This is a genomic window from Paenibacillus sp. PK1-4R (genome assembly GCF_030369595.1).
Lineage (GTDB): Bacteria > Bacillota > Bacilli > Paenibacillales > Paenibacillaceae > Paenibacillus.
Genome location: NZ_CP126535.1, coordinates 1240988 through 1261503, shown reverse-complemented (window position 1 = coordinate 1261503; position 20516 = coordinate 1240988). Strand labels below are relative to the sequence as shown.

Sequence of the window (20516 nt, the reverse complement as noted above, 5' to 3'; positions counted from 1 at the left end):
AGGAGTCATTTGGGAAATCAAACCGATGAACAATTCAGGCTGAAGGATGATTCAGACTCACCGCCAAGTTTTTTCTAACGAATCTCACACACCCTATTGGAGCATTAAACTCCACCAACGAATCCTAATGAATCTCAGTAACCTTATTTGGAGCAAAACAGGTTTAAACGGGTCAAAATCCACCCAAATTAACTGAATAGCATGTCTACGATTCGTTAGAATTTTAAACTGTATCAATTCAACTAAATAGCATGCCCTCTGTTCGTTAGAAAAGAAATAGGGCAGTCCTTTGATCACTTTCATGACCAGAGGACAGCCCAGCTTAATACATCCGCTCTCACATCCTAATTACGGATCTTCAAGCGATTTTAAATACATTTTCATGTGAGAACTTCAATCTAGAATGACTCTTGTAATGCATAGCGAAAAACCGCGATCCTCTAACACACTGAGGATCGCGGTTAAGACAGTTACAATTAAATTTTAAGGCTCAATGCCCCATACCAGGTTTCCATCTTGGTAGAGCGTTACCTTATTCCAATCCTGGTAGGATGTTTTCGTTGGATCGAAAGAGTAGTCATTCGTCTCGTCAAAGTTGGACCAGTCTGTTTTGTACATGCGAAGCTGGATGTCTCCAGTCTGTCCACCAGCCTGAATGCTGCCAGCGCCAGATGTGAAGCTCAGCTCCACATACGAGTCTGTGAAGGTACGCTGGATATTGGCTCCGCCAACTTGAGCATAATCGATGGCAGAATCCATCGCAGCCGGGCCTTCTTTTGAGAAGTAGTACCGGATCTTCAGATCACTCAAATTCACAGCAGTACTACCCAGATTTTTGATGTTGAAATACGGTTTGATCTGGCTATCTTGAGCATTGGTATCTCCAGCACGATATTGCACGACAAGATCACTCGTTGGTACAACGACACTTTGAGGTGTCGCGGAAGCTACAGCGGAATTGGTACTTTGCCCTGCTGTATTCACTGCACTTACCACATAATGATACGTTGTGCCGTTCGTGAGGGCAGTGTTGGTGTAGGACGTACCGCTCACATTCGCCGCGATCGTTGTGAACGGACCTGTTGCACTCAGTGCGCGTTTCACATTATAACTTGTTGCACCTGTAGAAGCGGTCCACGTCAGGCTCACCTGTGCATTGCCTGCAGTTGCTGTGAGAGCAGTCGGTGCAGCTGGCGCCGTCACACCTGCAACGGGTGTAGCTGTTGCTGTTGCAGAGTTAACACTTTCACCTACTGCGTTTGTTGCCGTTACCACATAATAATAGGTTGTACCATTGATCAGGCCGGTGTTGCTGTAAGATGTTCCACTTACATTGGCTGCAAATGTTGTGAATGGACCTGATGCACTCAGTGCCCGCTTCACACTATAACTTGTGGCCCCTGTAGAAGCAGCCCACGTCAAGGAGACTTGAGCATTACCGGCAGTAGCCGTCAATGCTGCTGGTGCTGCCGGAGCTGTTGTTCCGCCCGGAGGATTGCCTCCACCGTTACTTGCAGGAAGTACAGGGAATGCGTTTTTCACCAGTGCCACGAATTGATCATGGAACCAGTGACCCGATACCGGAGCATTAGGCAACGCACCTGTTAATACACCATCCCGAGTTGTGAAGGTTGGATCACACATCCGGTCGAAACCTTTGCCTTCGTTATTCGGAATTTCGGAGCTGGAGCCATCGGATTCACCCGGAGGTTTCACCCATACATAAGCATCCAGATGCGCTGGTCCTGGTGCAGCCTTAGGTGCTTCACCAATACCTGCGCCACTGGCATTACACCAGTTCCCCCGATGCTCCCGGCGGTCTACACGTCCGGAATTCACATAATCGTTGATGTTGCTGCCCGTAGCAGATGCTGGACGGTTTACCCCGCCCCACCCATTCCGGCTAGTATCAATCAGGAAACCTGTGCTGCTTGGCCATCCAGCTTGTACGAAATCGGCATACAGCGCAGCGGTGAAATCGGTTTCGTCAAAATAAGGATTCCACTCATAAAACTTGGCAGATTTAATCGGTTGTCCACCGATATTAAGATCAGGGTTAGACAGGTTCGGCTCCCCCAGCGGTGTAGTGTTCGCTGTATTTGTAATGAAACCATCTGCACTGCTCAGACCCGCGGCTGTCCCTTGCACAACACTTGTATACAGCGCGACTGCTGCAGAACGGTTGTTATCCCATCCAAGCCAGCCAGAGTGACCGATATCCAAATAGTTGTACACATTCGGAATGGCGTGCAGCTTGTCCAATGCATACTTCACACCCGCCTCATAGATACCTGTTGAGCTGGCTTGACCACAAGCTGGTGTACTCAGGTTGGTCACAAGGTTAGGCAGACTGTCCGGTTCAATGACGGCAATAATACGAATATCCTGATACTTCGGATCTGCGAAGATATCTGCAATGACATCAATATAATCCGTTTTATATGTCTGCAGTGCCGCCTGTGTTAGTGGAAGTTCACCATTCGATGCGAGTGCATGACAATCCCGTCCGGGCAAGTTATAGATAACAAATGAAGCGGTGATCGGTGTACCCGGTTTCTTTTGAGCAAGTGCAGCGTCCAGATGTTCCTCGATGCTCTTGCGTCCGGCATTGTTCACCCCGCCATTAATCGCAGCAATCCGGTCAACCCATACTGCGGTTGGATACGATTTGACTGTCTCCATCTTGGCCTTCAACGATGCATCGTTGGTCAGCGCAATGGACGTATCCACGAGAGCCGAATAGTCCTGGTTCAAATAAGCCGTTGCCCCTACAAATGGATTATCCACATGTGCTTCAGCCGCCTGAGTCAAGCCTGGAGACAATCCAGGGAAAATCCCCGCAGCGAGCAGCGTTGCAGCAAGCATTTGTTTTACACCTTTGCGCAGGATCTTCTTACCTCTCGATTTGGTTTTCAATTTAGTCTTCATAGTTCCACCTTTCCTTTAGTTAGATTGGGTTGTACTCATGTCTGATCCTCTGTGTCATTATGATGCTTAGCACGAAGAGAACGTTCGGATGAGTTGGTTGTATCACCTCCAAAAAGAAATGGTTGTATAACTGGAATCTTGAGCAAACAAATGGTGTGTGAGGGCGAATCATGTGAATGAGTATAATATGGTGGGTGTGGTTGAACGTGTGTTAGACATGAAGAAGTGTGAACAATGACTTACGAGATGTCTGATTTCCAAATTCGGTAAGCGCTTTCTTCAAACAGTTAAAAAAAAAGGTCTTCGCCTATCCATCTACAAACATGATGTTCGGTGTCACCTCCTTATGTTCTGATTATACGACATGTAAATATTACTGTAAATTGAATTATATAAATTTAATTATATTTTTTTCCATAATCGAGGCAGGAATCTGGACATCCCTTGCTCCAAACGACACACGAGGTTCATCCTGGCAATCTGCCACAATGAACCTCGTGTTTTTCAATGCCGAATGAACCCGCTCGTCTAGATAGTCATTACATATAATGCCTTGTTCTTATATTCCTACATCTAAGGCAAAACGACAATGTCTCCCGGTTTTAAGCCACTAACCACTTCCGTCTTGTCCCCCGATTCCATTCCAGCCTGGATGGTCAGCGGCTCTGTCTGTCCATTGCCTTTGTCTAACAGTACGTAAGGCTCGGTCTGATCCCGCATGATCGCGAGGCTGGACACTACCGTCACTTTATCCTTCCGCATTGTCTCGATATCGCCTTCCAGACTCACGCCTCCATACATTCTGGTGTCCGGCTTCAGATCAATGACCACGTCAAACTGTGAAGCTTGCTTGAGGTCCATATCGGTACTCTTGCGGGCGAATTTGGATACCTTACTCACCTTCCCGGTGAATTGCAGGTCTTTCTGCGCTGTCATTCGCACCTTAACTGGCATGCCCACCTTGAGTCTGAACATTTCTTCCTCACCAACAATCGTCATAAATTTCAGTTTGCTGATGTTTGTAATGGACCCGATCAGCTGTCCTTCCGTCACCGCACTTGTCTTGCTATCCTCTTCATTCATCTGAAATATACCGGTAGCAGAAGCATATACAACAGACTTACTTATTACTGCCTGCTTTTTCTGTATCTCCTTCTCCTTGAGGACCAGTGCTTTTTGATTCAACTCATTTGTCAGGCGTTTGCCTTCCCGGTCTGCAAATGCCTTCTTGCGCTCCTCTTCCGTCACGCCAAGCGCCTCGCTCATATTCGCCTGATCCAGGCTAACCTGATTCATCTTATTTTCCAGCTGGGCTTTCTCCAGATCACTCTGCAACTGTTCTACTTCTGTTTGTAACGTGGAAGTATCGAGGGTAAACAGGATATCAGCTTTGCTCACCTGCTCACCACTTTTCACATGCCACTGCTTGATGTTGGAAGCATACGGAGCAAAAATATCCGTCTGATCGGTGTATACGGATTTCCCCTTCACCTGTATCGTTTGCGTCATCGTTTCCTGTGTCACATCAAAGGTAATCGGGGGCGGAATTTCTATAGGCGCCTCCGGTTTTGGCTTGTACTTTTCATACAGCCAGTATCCTGCACCTGCCAAAAGTACAACGGTGATGATGATTTTAATCCATTTCTTCATGTGCCCAATTTCCCTTTCGCTGATAAAATTACATTGATTTGATCACAGTTAATGCATTGGTCCGAGATGCGCTGATTGCCGGATATATACCCGATACAATGCCAACCAGAACAGCAAAAACGATGCCAAGTGGCAGAGCCGACTGCTGAATAACGACGGTCATCGGACCATTCATCTGATCTGCCATCTGACTCGCCAGCAGACTGTTCACCCCGTCGAGGGCAGCAAAGGCGATCCCCACACCAGCTATGCCGCCCATTAATCCAAGCATCGCTGCTTCTGTAATAAACATCTGACGGATCTGCCACAGATTTGCGCCCAGCACCTTCATCACACCAATCTGTTTACGACGCTGATGCGTGGACATAATCATCGCTACAATAATGGATAATGAGGCCAACAGCATGATAAAACCACCGATCCCCAATGCCGCTTTTTGGTACATCGCCAATTGACCTGCCATCGCTTCCTCTTGGAACAGATTACTCTGTGTGTTTAACGTCAGCTTTTTAATCTGTTCTTCCACCTGGGATACATAACGTTTGTCCTCAACCTTGACCAGAGCCGAGTTAAGATGTTTGGCCGCACTGCTGTCGGCCTGCTGTAATCCAAGCTCATCCTGCAATGCACGAGCTGTATCGAGCGGCAGAAATACCTTTTTATCATTTTGAGCACTCATCTCATCCATGTTGGAAGGCTTCGTCAACTCTCCAGACACGCGTATAGAGCCACTCATTTTGGTTTTGCTCGCATTTGCATAATCTTCATATCGGAACTGAACCAGCTGCTGAACCAGCTGATCCTGCTTGGCGGACATTTCCGTAAACTGTTCCAAAAGCTCGTTGTTATATGGATCAGCATTCAACTGCTCAAATAACTTCTGAGTTACTTTGGGGTCCACGAGTCCAAATGCAGCCCCATAACTGGTTACCGCCATACGACCATCCTCTGCCCCACGTCCCTCAGCATACTTGTATCCAAACCCGCCCAGGGTCTCCAGCTGGGTACCAATGACCTCAACATACGTGCTACGACCATCCGGAAGCACCATTTCCAGCGAATCCAGCTTTAACATGGGAGCCACGGCAACAACATGGGGTAGTCTTTGGATAATCTGAATCTTTTCCAACGTCAATGCTCCCCGTTCAAACTTCGATGTCTGACCATTCCCCTTGCCGTTCCCAGTACGTATGCCTTCATTGGGTGTAATCGTGATTTCATCCATCTTGTAATTGTCGTTCAATGTTTTCTCGCTATAGGTCTGTACGGACTGCCCCACGCTAAGTGCAATGATCATGGCGGCAGAGCCGATGGACAGCCCCATCATGCACAGCAGTGTGACCATTTTTCTGCGAATGATCTGTCCCCAGGCCATACGTGCTACATCCCGTATTCTCACATTTCCTCTCCTTTTGCCTCAAACATCCCTTACAGCTTCTTCGACCAATATTCCATGTTGTAGTGTAAGCACAACTTGCATCTGCTCCGCGACCTCTGCTTCATGTGTCACAATGACAAAGGTTGTATTCATATCCCGGTTAAGCTGCTGCAAAATCGCAATAATCTCTTCCTCCGTCTCGGTATCCAGATTCCCGGTAGGCTCATCTGCAAAGATCACCGAGGGTTCGGTAATGAGCGAGCGTGCAATACTGACACGTTGTTGTTGACCGCCCGACAACTGGGACGGGAACAATTTTGTTTTTTCCCCCAGTCCAACCTGTTCCAACAGCTTCAATGCTTTTGCTTTGCGTTTTGAAGGGCTTATCCCCATAAATACCAAGGGTAACTCTACATTTTCCCGGATCGTAAGATTGGACAGCAGTTCATAGGATTGAAAAATAAACCCGATATGACTGCGTCTGAACTCAGCCAGGCGATTTTCACTGAAACGTACAATATCTTGTCCCGCAATTAGAATCTTGCCCTGATCCGGTTTCATCAGCCCCGCCATCAGATTCAGCAGTGTGGATTTACCCGAACCAGAACTGCCCAGCAGGGCTACCATCTTGCCTTCTCCAATCGTCAGGTTGATATCCTGAAGCACCGGCACGGTTCCCTGGCCATTGCGGAACGAGTGGGATAATTGTTCAACTTGAAGCATTGCTACATGTCTTCCTTTCTACTTGCTAAATATGTAAAGAGGTTGTTCAAAAAGATTCGCGTAGAATATTCCCTTTTCATTATAGGGTCGAGATGTATCTGGACTGGCCGGAGTTGTATCCAACTTGTAACATGTCATAACAAAAAGACCTTGTCCCCAGAGCAGATATCGCCAGCTCCATCAGACCAAGGTCTTATATTCGTATGCCTTCCGCAGCTTACCAGGCTCTGAAACTAAAGCGGTACATCTCACTTTTATCCATCGTGCTGCCCACTGCAAATAGCTCATCGTCTTTCCATTTCAGATTGATGAAGTTATCAATATTGCGGTAGATCACCGTATCCGACGAAAGCTTGCTGTCATTCAGGTAGGCAATATGCAACTCATTCTTCAGATTCTGATTATCCATTGGATAAAAGTAAGCGATTCGCGATTCATCTGCATCCAGTTCGAAGTTCCAGATGGAACCTTGTAATACCAGATCATACTGCTCCTGCGCTGCTCGATACCGATACAGCCCCTGTACCTTATTCATCGTTCCCTGGATGAGCATATCACCATTTTTCAGCAACTTGAATTGTTGAATGTCTTCCATTGCAGCATACGCCTTCACTTCATGCTCGTCCTCAAGCGATACACGATAGATGGCATAATTTTCTTTCAGCATCACCAGCATATAAAACTGCTTCAGATCTTCACTGACCTGCAATACATCCATCACGATAAACGTATCACTCGAACCCTTCCCTTGTCTTGGTCCTGTGAACATGCCCATTAGCTCATCATACGTGTAGATGACTTGATTCGTCCCCTTGCTCAGATCAACTTGTTTAAATGAAAGATCATCCTGACCGATGTAGGATTCGTTCCCTGTAAACACTCTATAATACGAGTTGTCGTTCGGAAGCTTGCGACGTTCCCCGCTCTCAATCACATACTCATATGTCGTCTTCTGCGCCTGCCCCGCCCGGTACTGGGAGTAGATGATTTTCTTGTGATCCGGGCTAATCGCAACGCCATAATCCGTATTACTCGCAATACTCTTCACTTCATTATCATCCAGATGCAGGAGAGACAGCTGAAGCCCGGAATAGGAGGATTCCAGTTGATTTAATATAATCGTGTTCCGATCTACCACTTCAAAATCAAAGATTGCAAAGTCATTCGGAATCTTGGTAGCTGACTCGATCTGAATCGTACTACTCGGTGGCGGTGCCAGACGGCTATTGAATTGCTCACTTGGCAAAATTACGGTTCGTGGCTTGAGATTTCCGATACTGAACAGGCTGCCAATCCCGAATATTCCCCCGACAAATGCGATCAACAGCCCTGACAGCATCAATCTGTCGCGGTTTTTACGCCAAAATCCGGGATGTCTCATGCGTTCATTTCCCCCGGAAGACTGATATTTACTTGTGTCCCTTGCCGCATGATGCTCTTCATCTCCACTGTTCCTCCATGACGCTCAACGATGTTCTTCACAATAGACAGACCCAGCCCGGCACTGCCTTTCTCGGCCCTGTTGATTCCTTTATCCTGGTAAAAGGGTTCAAATACATGCTGGAGCGCTTCAGCACCGATTCCTTCTCCCTGATCACGGATCACAATAGCAATGGAATCACCTAACCGGAAGGATTGCACTTCGATGATGGAGTTCACATCACTGTACTTGACCGAGTTATCCAGAACGTTGAGGAAAACCTCCTTCAGCTTATCACGATCTCCCTGTAGATACTGATGTTCCTCCAGCTCATAGTGAATGCCTATATTGTACTTACTGGCCTTAATCGACATATCCTCGCAAGCTTCACGGATAATATCGGATACATCGATACGTTCGAATCGGTACGCCTGAATGACCGCAGACGAGACTGAAACCTCCAGAATATCCGCAACCATCGTGTTGAGACGCTGGCTTTCTTTGATAATATAATTCATGCCTTTGTCAAAAAAGTCCTGATCGGCAAATCCGTTATCCCGCAAAATCTGGGCGTACCCCAGGATCGTTGTTAGTGGTGTCTTCAATTCATGCGTCACATTGTCAAAAAAGACTTTGCTTCTCGCCTGTACTTGCTTCACTTCGTCCCGTTCTCGCTCAATCACATCAATCTGCTCCCGAACCCGATTAATCATGACAGTGAAGCTTGAAGCCAATTCACCGATCTCATCCTTGGTTGTAATCTGAATGTCTGCATTCAGACTTCCCTGGGCCACTTCCGCAGAACGTTTCGTGAGTACACGGATGGGTTGTGTAATTTTCCGGGAAATAAAGATGGATGCGATAAATACAAATACGAAAATAACCGCTGCAAACAGCTTGATCGTATTCTGGAACCGAAGATTGCGTTTGTACAAGTCCGTGTAATCCTTCTCCAACTGTACAATGCCAATCAATTGTTGATCCATCTGAAGTGGGAAGGACAGACTGGAGGTGACCCGACCTTTATCCACAACGGTGGTGTAAGCGATCCGGGATTGTATGGCTTGCTCCACATCAGGATGGTCAGAGCGCTTGGCAACATTAACCTCGCTGCCAGCAGATCCGTAAGGCGAAGCATCAGGACGGTATACCGTAATCTTTCCGCCAACGGCTGATCCAATCTGCTCCGCGAGCTCGCGACTCCCTGCTTCAAGCGAGTCTCTGCTCATGCGTTTGTTATGTATCAGGAAGTACTGATTCAGCGCGATGTCCAGATTTCTTTTGGATTGCACCATATCCTCATGCACTTCCCGGTACATATTCTCCTGAGCTACCTTATTGGACAGAATCAACAGGACGGAGAATCCGATAAATACAATGACCGAGAATAGCACCACCATTTTGAACTGGATCGTCCACTTCATGTCTGTACCTGAATATTCAGCTTGTACCCCACACCGAATACCGTTTCAATCATCGAAATGCCTTGCACACCACTATCCAGTTTCTTGCGAATCCGTTGCACATGAATGTCCACCGTTCGGGTATCCCCTGCAAAATCAAATCCCCATACCTTATCCAGCAGTTCAGAGCGTGTATGAACCTTACGATGATGGGTCACGAGAAATAACAAAAGATCATATTCTTTATTCGTGAGTCCTGCCCGTTCCCCGTCTTTCCACACTTCCCGTTCATCCTTGCGGATCTCAATATGCTTGCCTAGCCTTACCACCTCATAGGACTGATTCTCCAGTGTCTCGCTGATCAGATCAATCCGGCGAAAAATCGCCCGAATGCGCGCAACCACCTCACGGATATCAAAAGGCTTCGTGATATAATCATCCGCCCCAAGCTCCATGCCAAGTACCTTGTCCAGCATGTCCGACTTTGCAGTGATCATGATGACAGGTATCTTGGAGTTCACAGATAGTTGCCTGCACACATCAAAACCGCTCATATCTGGCAGCATCAGATCCAGCAGGATCAGATCCGGCTTCGAATCCCGAAGCAGATCCAGACCCTCTTTTCCCGTAGCTGCTTCCTTGATCTCAAATCCTTCCTTACGTAACGAATAGGACAGTATATCGCGAATGGACTCCTCGTCCTCAATAATTAAAATCTCTTTTTGTCTCATGATACCTTCGTAATCTCCCTGCTCTATGAATTTCCTTCATCTGCCTATATTTTGTATCCCAAGCCGTATGCTTGAATAGAGGGAAGCACGAAATGTTACAACTCCGATACAACTCTGAACCTTTTGGAAACAACATCCCGATATACTTGGATCATAAGAGACTCATACCAGACCGGACCCAAGCCTGATCTGTATCCAAGGGGGATTCACATCATATGAACAGCACACTAATTAATGATGCTTATGTCAACTATAAATCAGAAATCACAAGGTATCTATCCCATATCGTCAAACAACCGCAAGACGCAGAAGATCTGGCACAGGATTGTTTCATTCGACTAATGAACGTTACCGTGGATATCCCTGAAGACCGCATTCTCTATTATCTCAAACGCATTGCCCGTAACCTGGCGATGGACAGCTTCCGCAGGCGAACCCGTACACTCAGACGAGACAGCCGTCTGGAGGTACCTACCCATCACGTCGATACACCCCACCTTGAAATTAGCGAAGGTGTTCATGATCTTGTCTCCCATATTAACAACACCGAGCATCGTAAAATATTAGAACTTCGCCTCATCCATGGATATTCCATTAAGGAAACGGCAGAGCTGGTGAATCGCAGTGAAGGCATGATTAAATCCTCTGTCTTCCATGCCGTCAATCGAATTCGGGCCAAAGTCATCTCATAAGAGATGGCTTTTTCTTTACGAAAAATCATTAGTGACGGCGGATGGAAGTGTTAAGACAGGATCGAATTACCTATGGATATGTCAAAAGACCCAATTTTACAAATATCGAGTTAATTTTTACAAATTGTTATGACTATGTGAGATTTTCATGTGGTAGAATATGGACGAACTCATGAATCAACTAATATTTGGGAGGGATTTGGTTGGGTAAATTAACAGGTATGCGAGGAGTATTTCTAAAATCACTCCTGGCATTGTCCATGGCTTTGCCGCTTCAGATCGGATTATGGAACGGAGATGCATCGGTTCATGCGGAAGGGCCGACAGACCCGGCACCGTTCATCCAGGCAAAGGTTGTGAACCAAAATGCAGGTAAAAAAGTATTGTTCGACAACTCTCACGGCCAAACGGCTGGAGCTGCAGACTGGGTCATTGATGGAGGTTTCTCCGACTTCGGGAATGCACTCGCGAATGATGGTTATTATGTCAAAGAACTTCGCAAGACAACTCCATTTACCTATGATGATCTGAAAGAGTATAACGTATTCGTTATTGCAGAGCCTCAAATTCCTTTCAAAACATCCGAACAAGCAGCACTCAAACAATATGTTGAAACGGGTGGCAGCATCTTTTTTGTTGGAGATCACTATAATGCCGACCGTAACAAAAACCGCTGGGATGGCTCTGAAGTCATCAACGGTTACCGTCGGGGAGCTTTTGAAGATCCAACCAAAGGTATGAGCACCGATGAGCGTAACTCGGATGCCATGCAAAATGTAACTAGCACGGACTGGTTGTCCGATAACTTCGGCGTACGTTTCCGCTATAACGCACTTGGCGATATCAACGCCAATATCGTTGTACCGGCAGATCAAGCCTTTGGCATCACAGAAGGGGTATCGGCTGTAGCCATGCACGCCGGTTCAACACTCGCAATTACCGATCCGGAAAAGGCAAAAGGTATTGTGTACCTGCCAAAAACCAACGCAAAATGGAATAACGCGGTGGACCAAGGTGTCTACAACGGTGGCGGGATTGAAGAAGGTCCTTACGTGGCTGTATCCAAGCTGGGCGCAGGTAAAGCTGCCTTCATCGGTGACTCCTCTCCAGTAGAAGATGCATCACCAAAATACTTGCGTGAAGAGACAGGCACACGCAAAACAACTTATGACGGTTTCAAAGAAGCCGATGATGCCGTGTTGCTCGTGAACACCGTAAACTGGCTCGCTACACAAGAGAACTACACAAGCCTAACTGAAGTGAACGGACTTGAACTGGACACAGCTACAGCGCTGCTGCCATTTGAAGAGCCAGCTGCTTCCACAGAACCACAGGCTGAACCTTGGGCCGCACCTGCTGCCGGATATAAGTGGTACGATCGTTCCACGTTTAAGGCTGGTTCTTATGGCGGACCTGCATCCAGCGCAAACGCTGCTTACAGCTTCGTGAAGCAGGATACACTTCCAAATGCAGAAGACTTCCAGATTCGTGTAGTTGTGGAGAATATGGCTCCAAACACAACCGTATCCGGTTATAGTGCCGGTATCTATCTGACTGGCGGAACACAGGTCGCCATGATCCAGAATGAAAGTGGTACATGGCCAACTTCGTACGGCTATAGCTCCACATTCAGTGTAACCTCGGACAGCCAAGGTCGCGGGATCAAAGACCTGAACGTCCGTATTAAACCGGGTACAACTGGTGCTGCCAGCTTGCGTCTGCGTCTGAATGGCAGCAACCTGATCACCAATGCCGTGACTGTTGGCAATGTGCCAGCAGAACAGCTTCCAGAAGAAGAAGGACCGATTCCAGCAGCTATCACTGTTGCTGAAGCACGCACCAAAGCGGTTGGCACTACCGTAACTATCGAAGGTGTTGTGACGACAGAACCTGGTGCATTTGGTGGACAAGCCTTCTATCTTCAAGATGAAACTGCTGGAATCTACGTATTCCAGCATACTAGCGGCTTCCATGCTGGTGACAAGGTGAAAGTAACGGCAGCAACAACCATCTATAACAGCGAGTTCGAGCTTACGGATATCGTTGCGATTGAGAAAACAGGTACGGCTGCCGTACCTGCTCCAATCGAAGTTACAGCAATTACAGATGCGAACCAGGGTCAACTGGTTCAACTGAAAGATGTAACGATCGAGAATATCATCAGTGCTACACCAGTTGGATCTTTTGAATTTGACGCGGTAGCAGCAGATGGCACAAGCACACATATCCGTGTAGACACCCGTACAGGTGTGACGGAGACTGCCTTCCCTTATGCTGCTGGTGACAAAATCGATATCACAGGCGTTTCCGCTATTTTCAAAGACGTATATCAATTGAAACCTAGAAGCTTGAATGATTTTGTACCTGCTGAAGATCAAGGTGGAGGCGAACTGCCTTCCACTCCAGCTGCGGGAGCACCGGGTAAACCGGTGCTTTCCTCTGATAGTGGATATACAACCGGCCTGTTCGAAGGTTCGTATAACGTAAGCATGAACCTCTGGTGGGGCGAAAATGGTTCCGAGTACAAGCTGTATGAGAATGGCGTTCTTGTGGATACGCAGAAGTTAACTGCAACTACACCATCCGCCCAATTTGCCAAAACGGCAATTACAGGCAAGGCTAACGGAACATACACGTATGTAGCCGAGCTGACCAACGACAAAGGCACTACACGCAGTGACGAGCTGACAGTTCAAGTAACGAACGCTGCTCCCGGGAAAGCGAACTTGTCCCAAAACAACTGGGATGGTGACGGCAACTACAACGTATCCATGAACCTCTGGTGGGGTACAAACGCAACTGAGTATCGTCTTTATGAGAATGATGTATTGATTGATACACAAGCGTTGAAAGCTGCTACACCAGCATCTCAAAGTGCTACAACGGAATTGTCCGGTCGTGCTAACGGAACGTATACGTACCGTGCTGAGCTGATCAACGCCGCAGGCGTAACCAGCACCGAGACAATTACGGTTCAAGTAACCAAAGCGTTGCCTTTGGCTAGCTAAGTCTCAGCTAAGAAGCCTAACGTTTAACCAAGCAACTAAAAAACCGAAACCAACATTGCCTGATTCACAGGGCAACATGGTTTCGGTTTTTTTGGCTGAATAAAGTTGGACATTCTAAAGTTGGACATTTTCCAGAAAGTAGATACTGGACCTCTGGCAAGAAAGTACTCACTTACACTACGGACTCCCCTAATTGTTTCACTTTCCTAATGCTAACGAACCTGACAGGCCTTATTCGGCCATTTGGGCCGCATTTTAAAATCTAACGAACCTCAGCGTCGCTATTTAGCTGTATTTGGGCTGTTAATGGATCAAATCGGACAAATCGTAACATATAAGGTCACTACGATTCGTTAGAATTCCAGTGATGCCTTATGAGGCTAAATAGGGTCTCTCTGGTTCGTTAGCCCAGCTCCAGCAAGGCTACATTTTCTAAATACCTTAACGACCATACAGAACCCTGGTTCATTTCAAACGTTCCGGCTCATATCCATTTCTAACAAATAGAATGCTGTTCCATACAGCACAATAAGCGGCCACGGCGATGACACTAATGAAAAAAATCAAGTTCATCTGTGTAAACGTATAACTGCTTCCTGTGAAAATAATCAGGATTGCACTGAGCCCAATATTTTCTCTGTTATGTTTTTTAAACTTCTGAAAGATCATTCTGTACAGTAGTAGGAGTACCATAAACCCAATCCATATAAAATAAAATGTTTCCATAGGTCACCTTCCTTTTAAAAACTCACTTCTTGTATGGATATCTAAGAGTAGTATTAATTAATATCCTTAATTCCCTTTATATAGAAACCTATTAATCTTACATGTAATTGGAAAATAATTCAATCATCTTTATAACATATTCTTGGAATCCTCTTATTCCTCGACGGTTAGCTGTGCAACAAGAACGCACCGTTGTTTTTGTGCAGACACAAAAAAAGACTATCCCTGCCAATATTCTGGCACCGAATAGCCCTCTCTTCTTCCTCTATCATCTAATATATTCGTAGCTCCACGTTAACCCTACACCAACTTCTTACGGATATACCCCGAGATCAGGTCGATAATCGTGATCATCACGATTATACCCAGCAGGATTATACCTACTCGCGGCCAGTTCCGAGTGCTAAGTGCAAAGATCAGCGGTGTACCAATCCCCCCTGCTCCAATTACACCCAGTATGGTCGCGGAACGTACATTAATCTCGAAACGATATAACGTATAGTTCAGGAATCCAGGCATAACCTGCGGCAGGATGGCAAACCACAACTGCTGCATGCGATTGGCTCCAGAGGCAAGCAGCGCCTCAGATGGGCCATAGTCGATATTCTCAACTTCATCTGCGTATAATTTACCCAACATGCCGATGGAGTGTAACCCAAGGGCGAGTACCCCTGCAAACGATCCGGGACCTACTGCCTTGATGAACAACAAGGCCATGATAATCTCAGGGAACGTGCGGATAAAGCTGAGTACCATTTTGCCTGCACCCGAGATGGAACGATGCCCACTCATGTTACGGGCAGACCAGAATGCAAACGGAATACAGAGCACAGCCGAGATCACGGTACCCAGCACGGAAATCGCCAGCGTATCCAACAGTCCGCGCAGCAAGTCTTCTCCCTCAGGCAGATATACAAAATCCCAGTCCGGTGAGAAAATTCCGGCGACAATGGCCTTCATAATCTGAGCAGCGGTTTCCTTGAACCCAGTAAACGGTACACCGGCAAGCGCCCAGACATACACAAGGATCAGCAGTAACACAATGACCCAGCGAAGCGGGTTCTTCCGTGGTTTAGGCCGGATGCGGCTTGTTTCATTTTTCATCATAGCAATTTCTCCCGCAGCTTAGTACTTACATAATCAATGATCAGAACGATGACGAGGGTAAACAGAATGATTACGCTGGTCTTGTCATACTCCAGGAATCCAAGTGTGGCCTCATAGTAGAGTCCAATTCCTCCGGCTCCCACCAGTCCGAGAATGGCAGCAGCACGTATATTAATTTCGAAGGCATACAGCACATAGGATGTGAACTGGGCAGCCAGTTGCGGCACTACGCCATATACAATGAGCTGAATCCGGTTCATACCAACAGCCGTCATCGCTTCCAGCGGCCCCTGATCAATGGTTTCCAGCGTCTCATAGGTCAACTTCGCAATCAGACCTATCGAGAACACAGCCAGTGCCAAGATTCCGGGGATGGGCCCCAAACCAAATACAGCAACAAACAAAGCAGCAAGCAACAGATCTGGCACGGTTCGAATCAGGTTCAGCAGAAAACGTGCCGGATAGTAAATCCAGCGACTTGGCATCAGGTTACCAGCACAGATGATCGAGACTGGTATCGCAATAATCGCACCAATGGTTGTCCCAATCAGGGCCATTCGGATCGTTTCCAGCATGCCTTGCACGATATTATCAAAGTAACTCCAACGGGGTGGGAACATTTCCTTTAGCAGATCCAACATGTTGGGAAAACCTTCAAACAACTCCGTGAAGCTGGCATCCGTCTGTTTGGCACTGGCCCACAGAAGGAGCAGAATGATCACTAAGGTGAGCAAATGTTTCGTACGCCCAGGCGGCTTCGGGCGATTCACAACCTGAGACGGGCTGGAACCAGGTTCCTTCCCTACTCCGCCTGAATTCTGAAGTGGAACGTTGGACTGCCCCTTCATACCACAACTTCTCCCTGCTCATGCACAGCCTGCTTGTCCAACAATTCGTCAGCCAGAATCGGTCTGCCGTATATTTCTGCAAAGCGCTCATCCGTCGCCTCTTCCACCGGACCGTCGAATACGACCTCGCCTGCTCTCAACCCGACAATACGGGTCGCATACTCTCTCGCCAGATCAATAAAGTGAAGGTTGACGATGGTCGTAATCCCAAGGTCTTGATTGATGCGTTTCAGGTCATCCATAACCTGCTTGGTTGTAAGCGGGTCAAGTGAAGCAACCGGTTCGTCGGCCAGTATGATTTTTGCTTCCTGTGCAAGTACACGAGCAATAGCGACACGCTGTTGTTGTCCACCAGACAACTGATCTGCACGGGAATAAGCTTTCTCCGAGATATTCACACGATCCAGTGCAGTGAATGCCAGTTCAATATCCTCTTTTGGAAAACGACCCAGAATGGTACGCATGGTGGAATGATATCCAACGCGTCCAGCGAGTACATTACGAAGTACACTGGACCGTTTCACCAGATTGAAACTCTGGAAGATCATGCCGATGTCACGTCTGATCATGCGCAGCCGTTTGCCTTGTGCCTTCGTGATGGAACTTCCGTTAATCAGAATCTCGCCCTCACTAATGTCGTGCAGTCGGTTAATGGAGCGTAAGAGCGTTGATTTACCCGCACCGGACAGACCCACTACAGCAATGAATTCACCCTGCTCAAATTTCAGATTAATATTATCCAGGCCCTTGGTGCCGTTAGCGTAAGTTTTGGTAACGTTATGAAGCTCAATCATGACAATATCCTTCTTTCATTCATAATGATCAACCATACATGAGTCTTTGCTATAATGGCACAAGCCAGCGCAGCGTAGATCACGCTGAACTGGCCTGTCCATTGCTACGATTAAGCTGTTCCCATCCAAGAAAGCTACTACAAAGTGAACAGATCCCGAACTACTTTTGGATCAGAATTATTCACCTTTCACTTTTTCGCCATACTGGCGAACGATCTCAAACTTGCTATCATCGGACTCTACATAACCTTCATGCGTATAGATTTCTTTGATGATCTGGTGACCTTCAGTATCTTTACCGATATCGATGAAGGCTTGTTTGATCTTCGCAGTCCAATCTGCATTCATGTCTGTACGAACGGCAATGGTATCGTTAGGAATAGGCTCAGTGAACGCCAGTACACGTGTATCTTCAAATACAGTCGGATAGTCTTTAGCTACCGTGTTGCGGGCATCTTGGAAAATAGCTGCTGCATCAACGTCACCGTTTAATACAGCGATAACACCTTGGTCATGACCTTTCAACGTTACAGGTGTTACATCTTTTAATGGATCAATCCCTCTGTCCAGCAAAAGACCTGCTGGCCATACATAACCTGCGGAAGACGTTACGTTTTGGTAAGCGACTTTTTTACCTTTAAGGTCCTCGATGGATTGAATCGGCGAATCTTTTTTCACAATGAACATGGATTTATATGAATCTGCCAGTTGCTCTGTAGGAGCTCCAGTCTCATCATTTACACCAAAACGTTGTGCTTGCAGAATAACTTGTGCAGCGCCTTTTTCTTTAGCCAGTACATAAGCTGTCGGAGGCAAGAAACCTACGTCTACTTTGTTGGAAGCCATTGCTTCAATAATTGTGTTGTAGTCGGTGGATACGCTGACTTTTACCGGAATGCCCAGTTTGTCACCAAGCAGCTTCTCCAGCGGTTTCGCTTTAGCTTCAAGCGTATCTGCATTCTGGGAAGGAACAAATTGAACTGTAAGTTCAGTTGGCACATAACCTTCGACAGCTTTCTCTGTCTCTGCCGCAGACGTACCGGATGCATTCGAACTCGCATTATCCCCGTTAGCCGAACCTGTTGTACTACTGTTAGACCCACAAGCACTCAGAAACAGAACCAAAATCAACAATGGTAAAAATAAAGCAGACTTCTTCAAACGAACACCCTCCAAAGAGTTTCTATTTTTCAGTACTTATCTACTATAGTTGCCAAATATTTGCGCGATGTGAAACGGAATTTGGAGTTTTGTAAAGTTTCCTGTCAGGCTGTCAGCGCGACTTGTATCTGTTAGAATAGGCTCATTATGGTTGAAGATATAAGAAGAACATCGGAGATAACTGGGTATACTTCGGTTCTTCAGGCTATTCATTCTTCTCCGTTTTATGGTAATTCCATATATCTGAACTTATATATTAGAGGAGATTGTAAAATGACATCCACAAACCATACGGCAAGCTTCGACATTCTGTTCACCAGTGATCTGCACGGGGCCATCCGTCCCATTCATTACAATACCAATGCATACCGCCCAGCCGGACTTGCCCTGCTAGCTTCCCTGATTCGTAAGGAACGTGAACGTTCACCTGAGCTCATGCTGGTGGATAACGGAGATCTGCTGCAAGGATCACCCTTCTCCTCCTATGCAGCTTCACAGGTTTCCAAAAACGAAGTGCATCCATTCATAACAGTATTGAATGAACTCGGTTATGATGCTGCGGTGATGGGCAATCACGAGTTTAACTATGGTCAGAATCTGTTGCACGGAGCGGTTGACGCTTCCAATTTCCCCTGGCTGTCTGCCAATATTGTAAAAGATGAGCAACCAGACGTACCTGCCTTCGGTCCTCCGTATCTAATCAAAACATTGTCCACGGGTGTCAAAATTGCCCTGTTGGGCGCAACTACGCACTACATCCCAAACTGGGAGCATCCGAAAAATATTGAGGGGTTACAGTTCCTTGATGCCTTGGAGACGATTCGTGCATGGGTTAGCTATATCCATGAGCATGAACAACCAGATGTAATGGTTGTCAGTTATCACGGCGGATTTGAGAGTGATCTGGAGACAGGCGAGCCAACCGAACGGTTAACTGGAGAAAACCAAGGCTATTCCATCTGCCGGGACATCGAAGGGATCGATGTGTTGCTTACCGGACATCAGCATCGTCAGCTTATCGCTAATATTCATGGTGTAACCGTCATTCAGCCGGGATTCAGTGGAAATGGTGCGGGGCATGTATCCGTTCAGTTGGAACAATCATCGGGCGGGAAATGGCAGATTACAGATAAGAAGGCTCGGTTGTTACTTCTGGATGAACATAATGAAGTTGAACCTGATGCAACCGTCATGAAACTGACGGATGTGCTGGAAACTGAGGCACAAGCATGGCTTGATCAACCTATTGGCGAGGTGGCTGGGGATTTATCTATCACCAATGCTACGGCTCTGCGACTCAAGGCACATCCATTCATTGCTTTTGTACATCAAGTGCAGATGGAAGCGACTGGAGCGCAGCTCTCCAATACCGCCATGCTGAGTGAAGAAGCTCGCGGTTTCGGGAGTCACATCACCGTTCGGGACGTGTTATCCAACTTCATCTACCCTAATACTCTGACGGTGCTGGAGTTGAGTGGTCAGGATATCCGGGAGGCACTGGAACAAACGGCTCGTTACTTTGAAGTGAATGCTTCTGGCGAGGTGGCAGTCAATCCGGCTTATATGGAACCCAAACCTCAGCATTATAATTACGATATGTGGGCTGGCATGGAGTACGAACTGGATATTTCCCAACCTGTGGGCAGTCGAGTTGTGAAGTTGGAACGTGAAGGCAAGCCAATGGACATGAATGGCACATACTCTGTGGTGATGAACAGCTACCGCGCTGCTGGCGGCGGGGATTATGCAATGTATCCGGGCAAAAAGGTACTGCACGAAGGTGCCACGGACATGGCCGCACTGGTGGAAGATTACATCCGCAGACATCAACCGTTAACGGTGGAGCAGGCGGATAACTGGAAAGTTATTGGAAGTTAAATGAGAAAGAGCAGGTCCTGTGATCAGGATCTGCTCTTTTGTTTTCAACCTATAACTTCGTATAGAAAC

General features: G+C 46.9%; 15 protein-coding genes. 3 read left to right on the top strand and 12 right to left on the bottom strand.

What is annotated here, in order from left to right:
* Positions 1-483 precede the first annotated feature (483 nt).
* The 7 genes from QNO02_RS05210 to QNO02_RS05180 form a co-directional block, all read right to left on the bottom strand.
* Positions 484-2928 (bottom strand): glycoside hydrolase family 6 protein, encoded by a 2445-nt coding sequence (locus tag QNO02_RS05210; protein ID WP_289391321.1) that lies wholly within the window; start codon positions 2926-2928, stop codon positions 484-486.
* A 573-nt stretch (positions 2929-3501) separates the two neighbouring features.
* The gene (locus QNO02_RS05205) at positions 3502-4578 is read right to left on the bottom strand and encodes an efflux RND transporter periplasmic adaptor subunit (protein WP_289391320.1); all 1077 of its coding nucleotides are present in this window, start codon (positions 4576-4578) and stop codon (positions 3502-3504) included.
* A gap of 28 nt (positions 4579-4606) precedes the next feature.
* The gene (locus QNO02_RS05200) at positions 4607-5977 is read right to left on the bottom strand and encodes an ABC transporter permease (RefSeq protein ID WP_289391319.1); all 1371 of its coding nucleotides are present in this window, start codon (positions 5975-5977) and stop codon (positions 4607-4609) included.
* 18 nt (positions 5978-5995) lie between these two features.
* Positions 5996-6679 (bottom strand): ABC transporter ATP-binding protein, encoded by a 684-nt coding sequence (locus QNO02_RS05195; RefSeq protein ID WP_289391318.1) that lies wholly within the window; start codon positions 6677-6679, stop codon positions 5996-5998.
* Between the two features lie 217 nt (positions 6680-6896).
* Positions 6897-8060, bottom strand: coding sequence for a hypothetical protein (locus QNO02_RS05190; RefSeq protein ID WP_289391317.1), 1164 nt, complete (start codon positions 8058-8060; stop codon positions 6897-6899).
* Complete coding sequence (locus QNO02_RS05185) at positions 8057-9523, bottom strand: sensor histidine kinase (RefSeq protein WP_289391316.1); 1467 nt, start codon at positions 9521-9523, stop codon at positions 8057-8059. Before QNO02_RS05185 ends, QNO02_RS05190 begins: the two co-directional genes overlap by 4 nt.
* Complete coding sequence (locus QNO02_RS05180) at positions 9520-10233, bottom strand: response regulator transcription factor (protein ID WP_036606313.1); 714 nt, start codon at positions 10231-10233, stop codon at positions 9520-9522. The genes QNO02_RS05185 and QNO02_RS05180 overlap by 4 nt, the downstream gene beginning before the upstream one ends.
* A gap of 215 nt (positions 10234-10448) precedes the next feature.
* Between QNO02_RS05180 and QNO02_RS05175 the strand changes: the two genes are divergently transcribed.
* Both QNO02_RS05175 and QNO02_RS05170 read left to right on the top strand, forming a co-directional pair.
* Positions 10449-10925 (top strand): RNA polymerase sigma factor, encoded by a 477-nt coding sequence (locus tag QNO02_RS05175; RefSeq protein ID WP_091034338.1) that lies wholly within the window; start codon positions 10449-10451, stop codon positions 10923-10925.
* 221 nt (positions 10926-11146) lie between these two features.
* Positions 11147-13933: a DUF5689 domain-containing protein gene (locus tag QNO02_RS05170; protein ID WP_502921874.1), complete on the top strand. Its 2787-nt coding sequence runs from the start codon at positions 11147-11149 to the stop codon at positions 13931-13933.
* A gap of 465 nt (positions 13934-14398) precedes the next feature.
* On the opposite strand, the gene QNO02_RS05165 is transcribed toward QNO02_RS05170, so the two are convergent.
* The 5 genes from QNO02_RS05165 to QNO02_RS05145 all read right to left on the bottom strand — a co-directional run bounded on the left by QNO02_RS05165 (position 14399) and on the right by QNO02_RS05145 (position 18569).
* Complete coding sequence (locus tag QNO02_RS05165; RefSeq protein WP_133386580.1) at positions 14399-14659, bottom strand: hypothetical protein; 261 nt, start codon at positions 14657-14659, stop codon at positions 14399-14401.
* A 300-nt stretch (positions 14660-14959) separates the two neighbouring features.
* Positions 14960-15766 carry a phosphonate ABC transporter, permease protein PhnE gene (gene phnE / locus QNO02_RS05160; protein WP_017690380.1) on the bottom strand — a complete coding sequence of 269 codons (807 nt, stop codon included), beginning with the start codon at positions 15764-15766 and terminating at the stop codon, positions 14960-14962.
* Positions 15763-16614 carry a phosphonate ABC transporter, permease protein PhnE gene (phnE, locus tag QNO02_RS05155; RefSeq protein ID WP_105600934.1) on the bottom strand — a complete coding sequence of 284 codons (852 nt, stop codon included), beginning with the start codon at positions 16612-16614 and terminating at the stop codon, positions 15763-15765. The genes phnE (QNO02_RS05160) and phnE (QNO02_RS05155) overlap by 4 nt, the downstream gene beginning before the upstream one ends.
* Entirely contained in the window at positions 16611-17408 is a 798-nt protein-coding gene (gene phnC / locus QNO02_RS05150; protein ID WP_062837418.1) for a phosphonate ABC transporter ATP-binding protein, read from the bottom strand. Before phnC ends, phnE (QNO02_RS05155) begins: the two co-directional genes overlap by 4 nt.
* Positions 17409-17585: 177 nt before the next feature.
* Positions 17586-18569: a phosphate/phosphite/phosphonate ABC transporter substrate-binding protein gene (locus tag QNO02_RS05145; protein WP_105600936.1), complete on the bottom strand. Its 984-nt coding sequence runs from the start codon at positions 18567-18569 to the stop codon at positions 17586-17588.
* Positions 18570-18842: 273 nt separating this feature from the next.
* Here QNO02_RS05145 and QNO02_RS05140 point away from each other — a divergent pair, with 273 nt between their 5' ends.
* Positions 18843-20447: a bifunctional metallophosphatase/5'-nucleotidase gene (locus QNO02_RS05140; protein WP_289391314.1), complete on the top strand. Its 1605-nt coding sequence runs from the start codon at positions 18843-18845 to the stop codon at positions 20445-20447.
* Positions 20448-20516 lie beyond the last annotated feature (69 nt).

What these genes read in the sequence shown, in the direction of transcription:
- QNO02_RS05195 (WP_289391318.1), bottom strand. Translation starts at nt 6,679, where the DNA reads ATGCTTCAAGTTGAACAATTATCCCACTCGTTCCGCAATGGCCAGGGA.
- QNO02_RS05190 (WP_289391317.1), bottom strand. Translation starts at nt 8,060, where the DNA reads ATGAGACATCCCGGATTTTGGCGTAAAAACCGCGACAGATTGATGCTG.
- QNO02_RS05180 (WP_036606313.1), bottom strand. Translation starts at nt 10,233, where the DNA reads ATGAGACAAAAAGAGATTTTAATTATTGAGGACGAGGAGTCCATTCGC.
- QNO02_RS05175 (WP_091034338.1), top strand. Translation starts at nt 10,449, where the DNA reads ATGAACAGCACACTAATTAATGATGCTTATGTCAACTATAAATCAGAA.
- QNO02_RS05210 (WP_289391321.1), bottom strand. Translation starts at nt 2,928, where the DNA reads ATGAAGACTAAATTGAAAACCAAATCGAGAGGTAAGAAGATCCTGCGC.
- phnC (WP_062837418.1), bottom strand. Translation starts at nt 17,408, where the DNA reads ATGATTGAGCTTCATAACGTTACCAAAACTTACGCTAACGGCACCAAG.
- QNO02_RS05165 (WP_133386580.1), bottom strand. Translation starts at nt 14,659, where the DNA reads ATGGAAACATTTTATTTTATATGGATTGGGTTTATGGTACTCCTACTA.
- QNO02_RS05205 (WP_289391320.1), bottom strand. Translation starts at nt 4,578, where the DNA reads ATGAAGAAATGGATTAAAATCATCATCACCGTTGTACTTTTGGCAGGT.
- QNO02_RS05170 (WP_502921874.1), top strand. Translation starts at nt 11,147, where the DNA reads ATGCGAGGAGTATTTCTAAAATCACTCCTGGCATTGTCCATGGCTTTG.
- QNO02_RS05140 (WP_289391314.1), top strand. Translation starts at nt 18,843, where the DNA reads ATGACATCCACAAACCATACGGCAAGCTTCGACATTCTGTTCACCAGT.
- QNO02_RS05185 (WP_289391316.1), bottom strand. Translation starts at nt 9,523, where the DNA reads ATGAAGTGGACGATCCAGTTCAAAATGGTGGTGCTATTCTCGGTCATT.
- phnE (WP_105600934.1), bottom strand. Translation starts at nt 16,614, where the DNA reads ATGAAGGGGCAGTCCAACGTTCCACTTCAGAATTCAGGCGGAGTAGGG.
- phnE (WP_017690380.1), bottom strand. Translation starts at nt 15,766, where the DNA reads ATGATGAAAAATGAAACAAGCCGCATCCGGCCTAAACCACGGAAGAAC.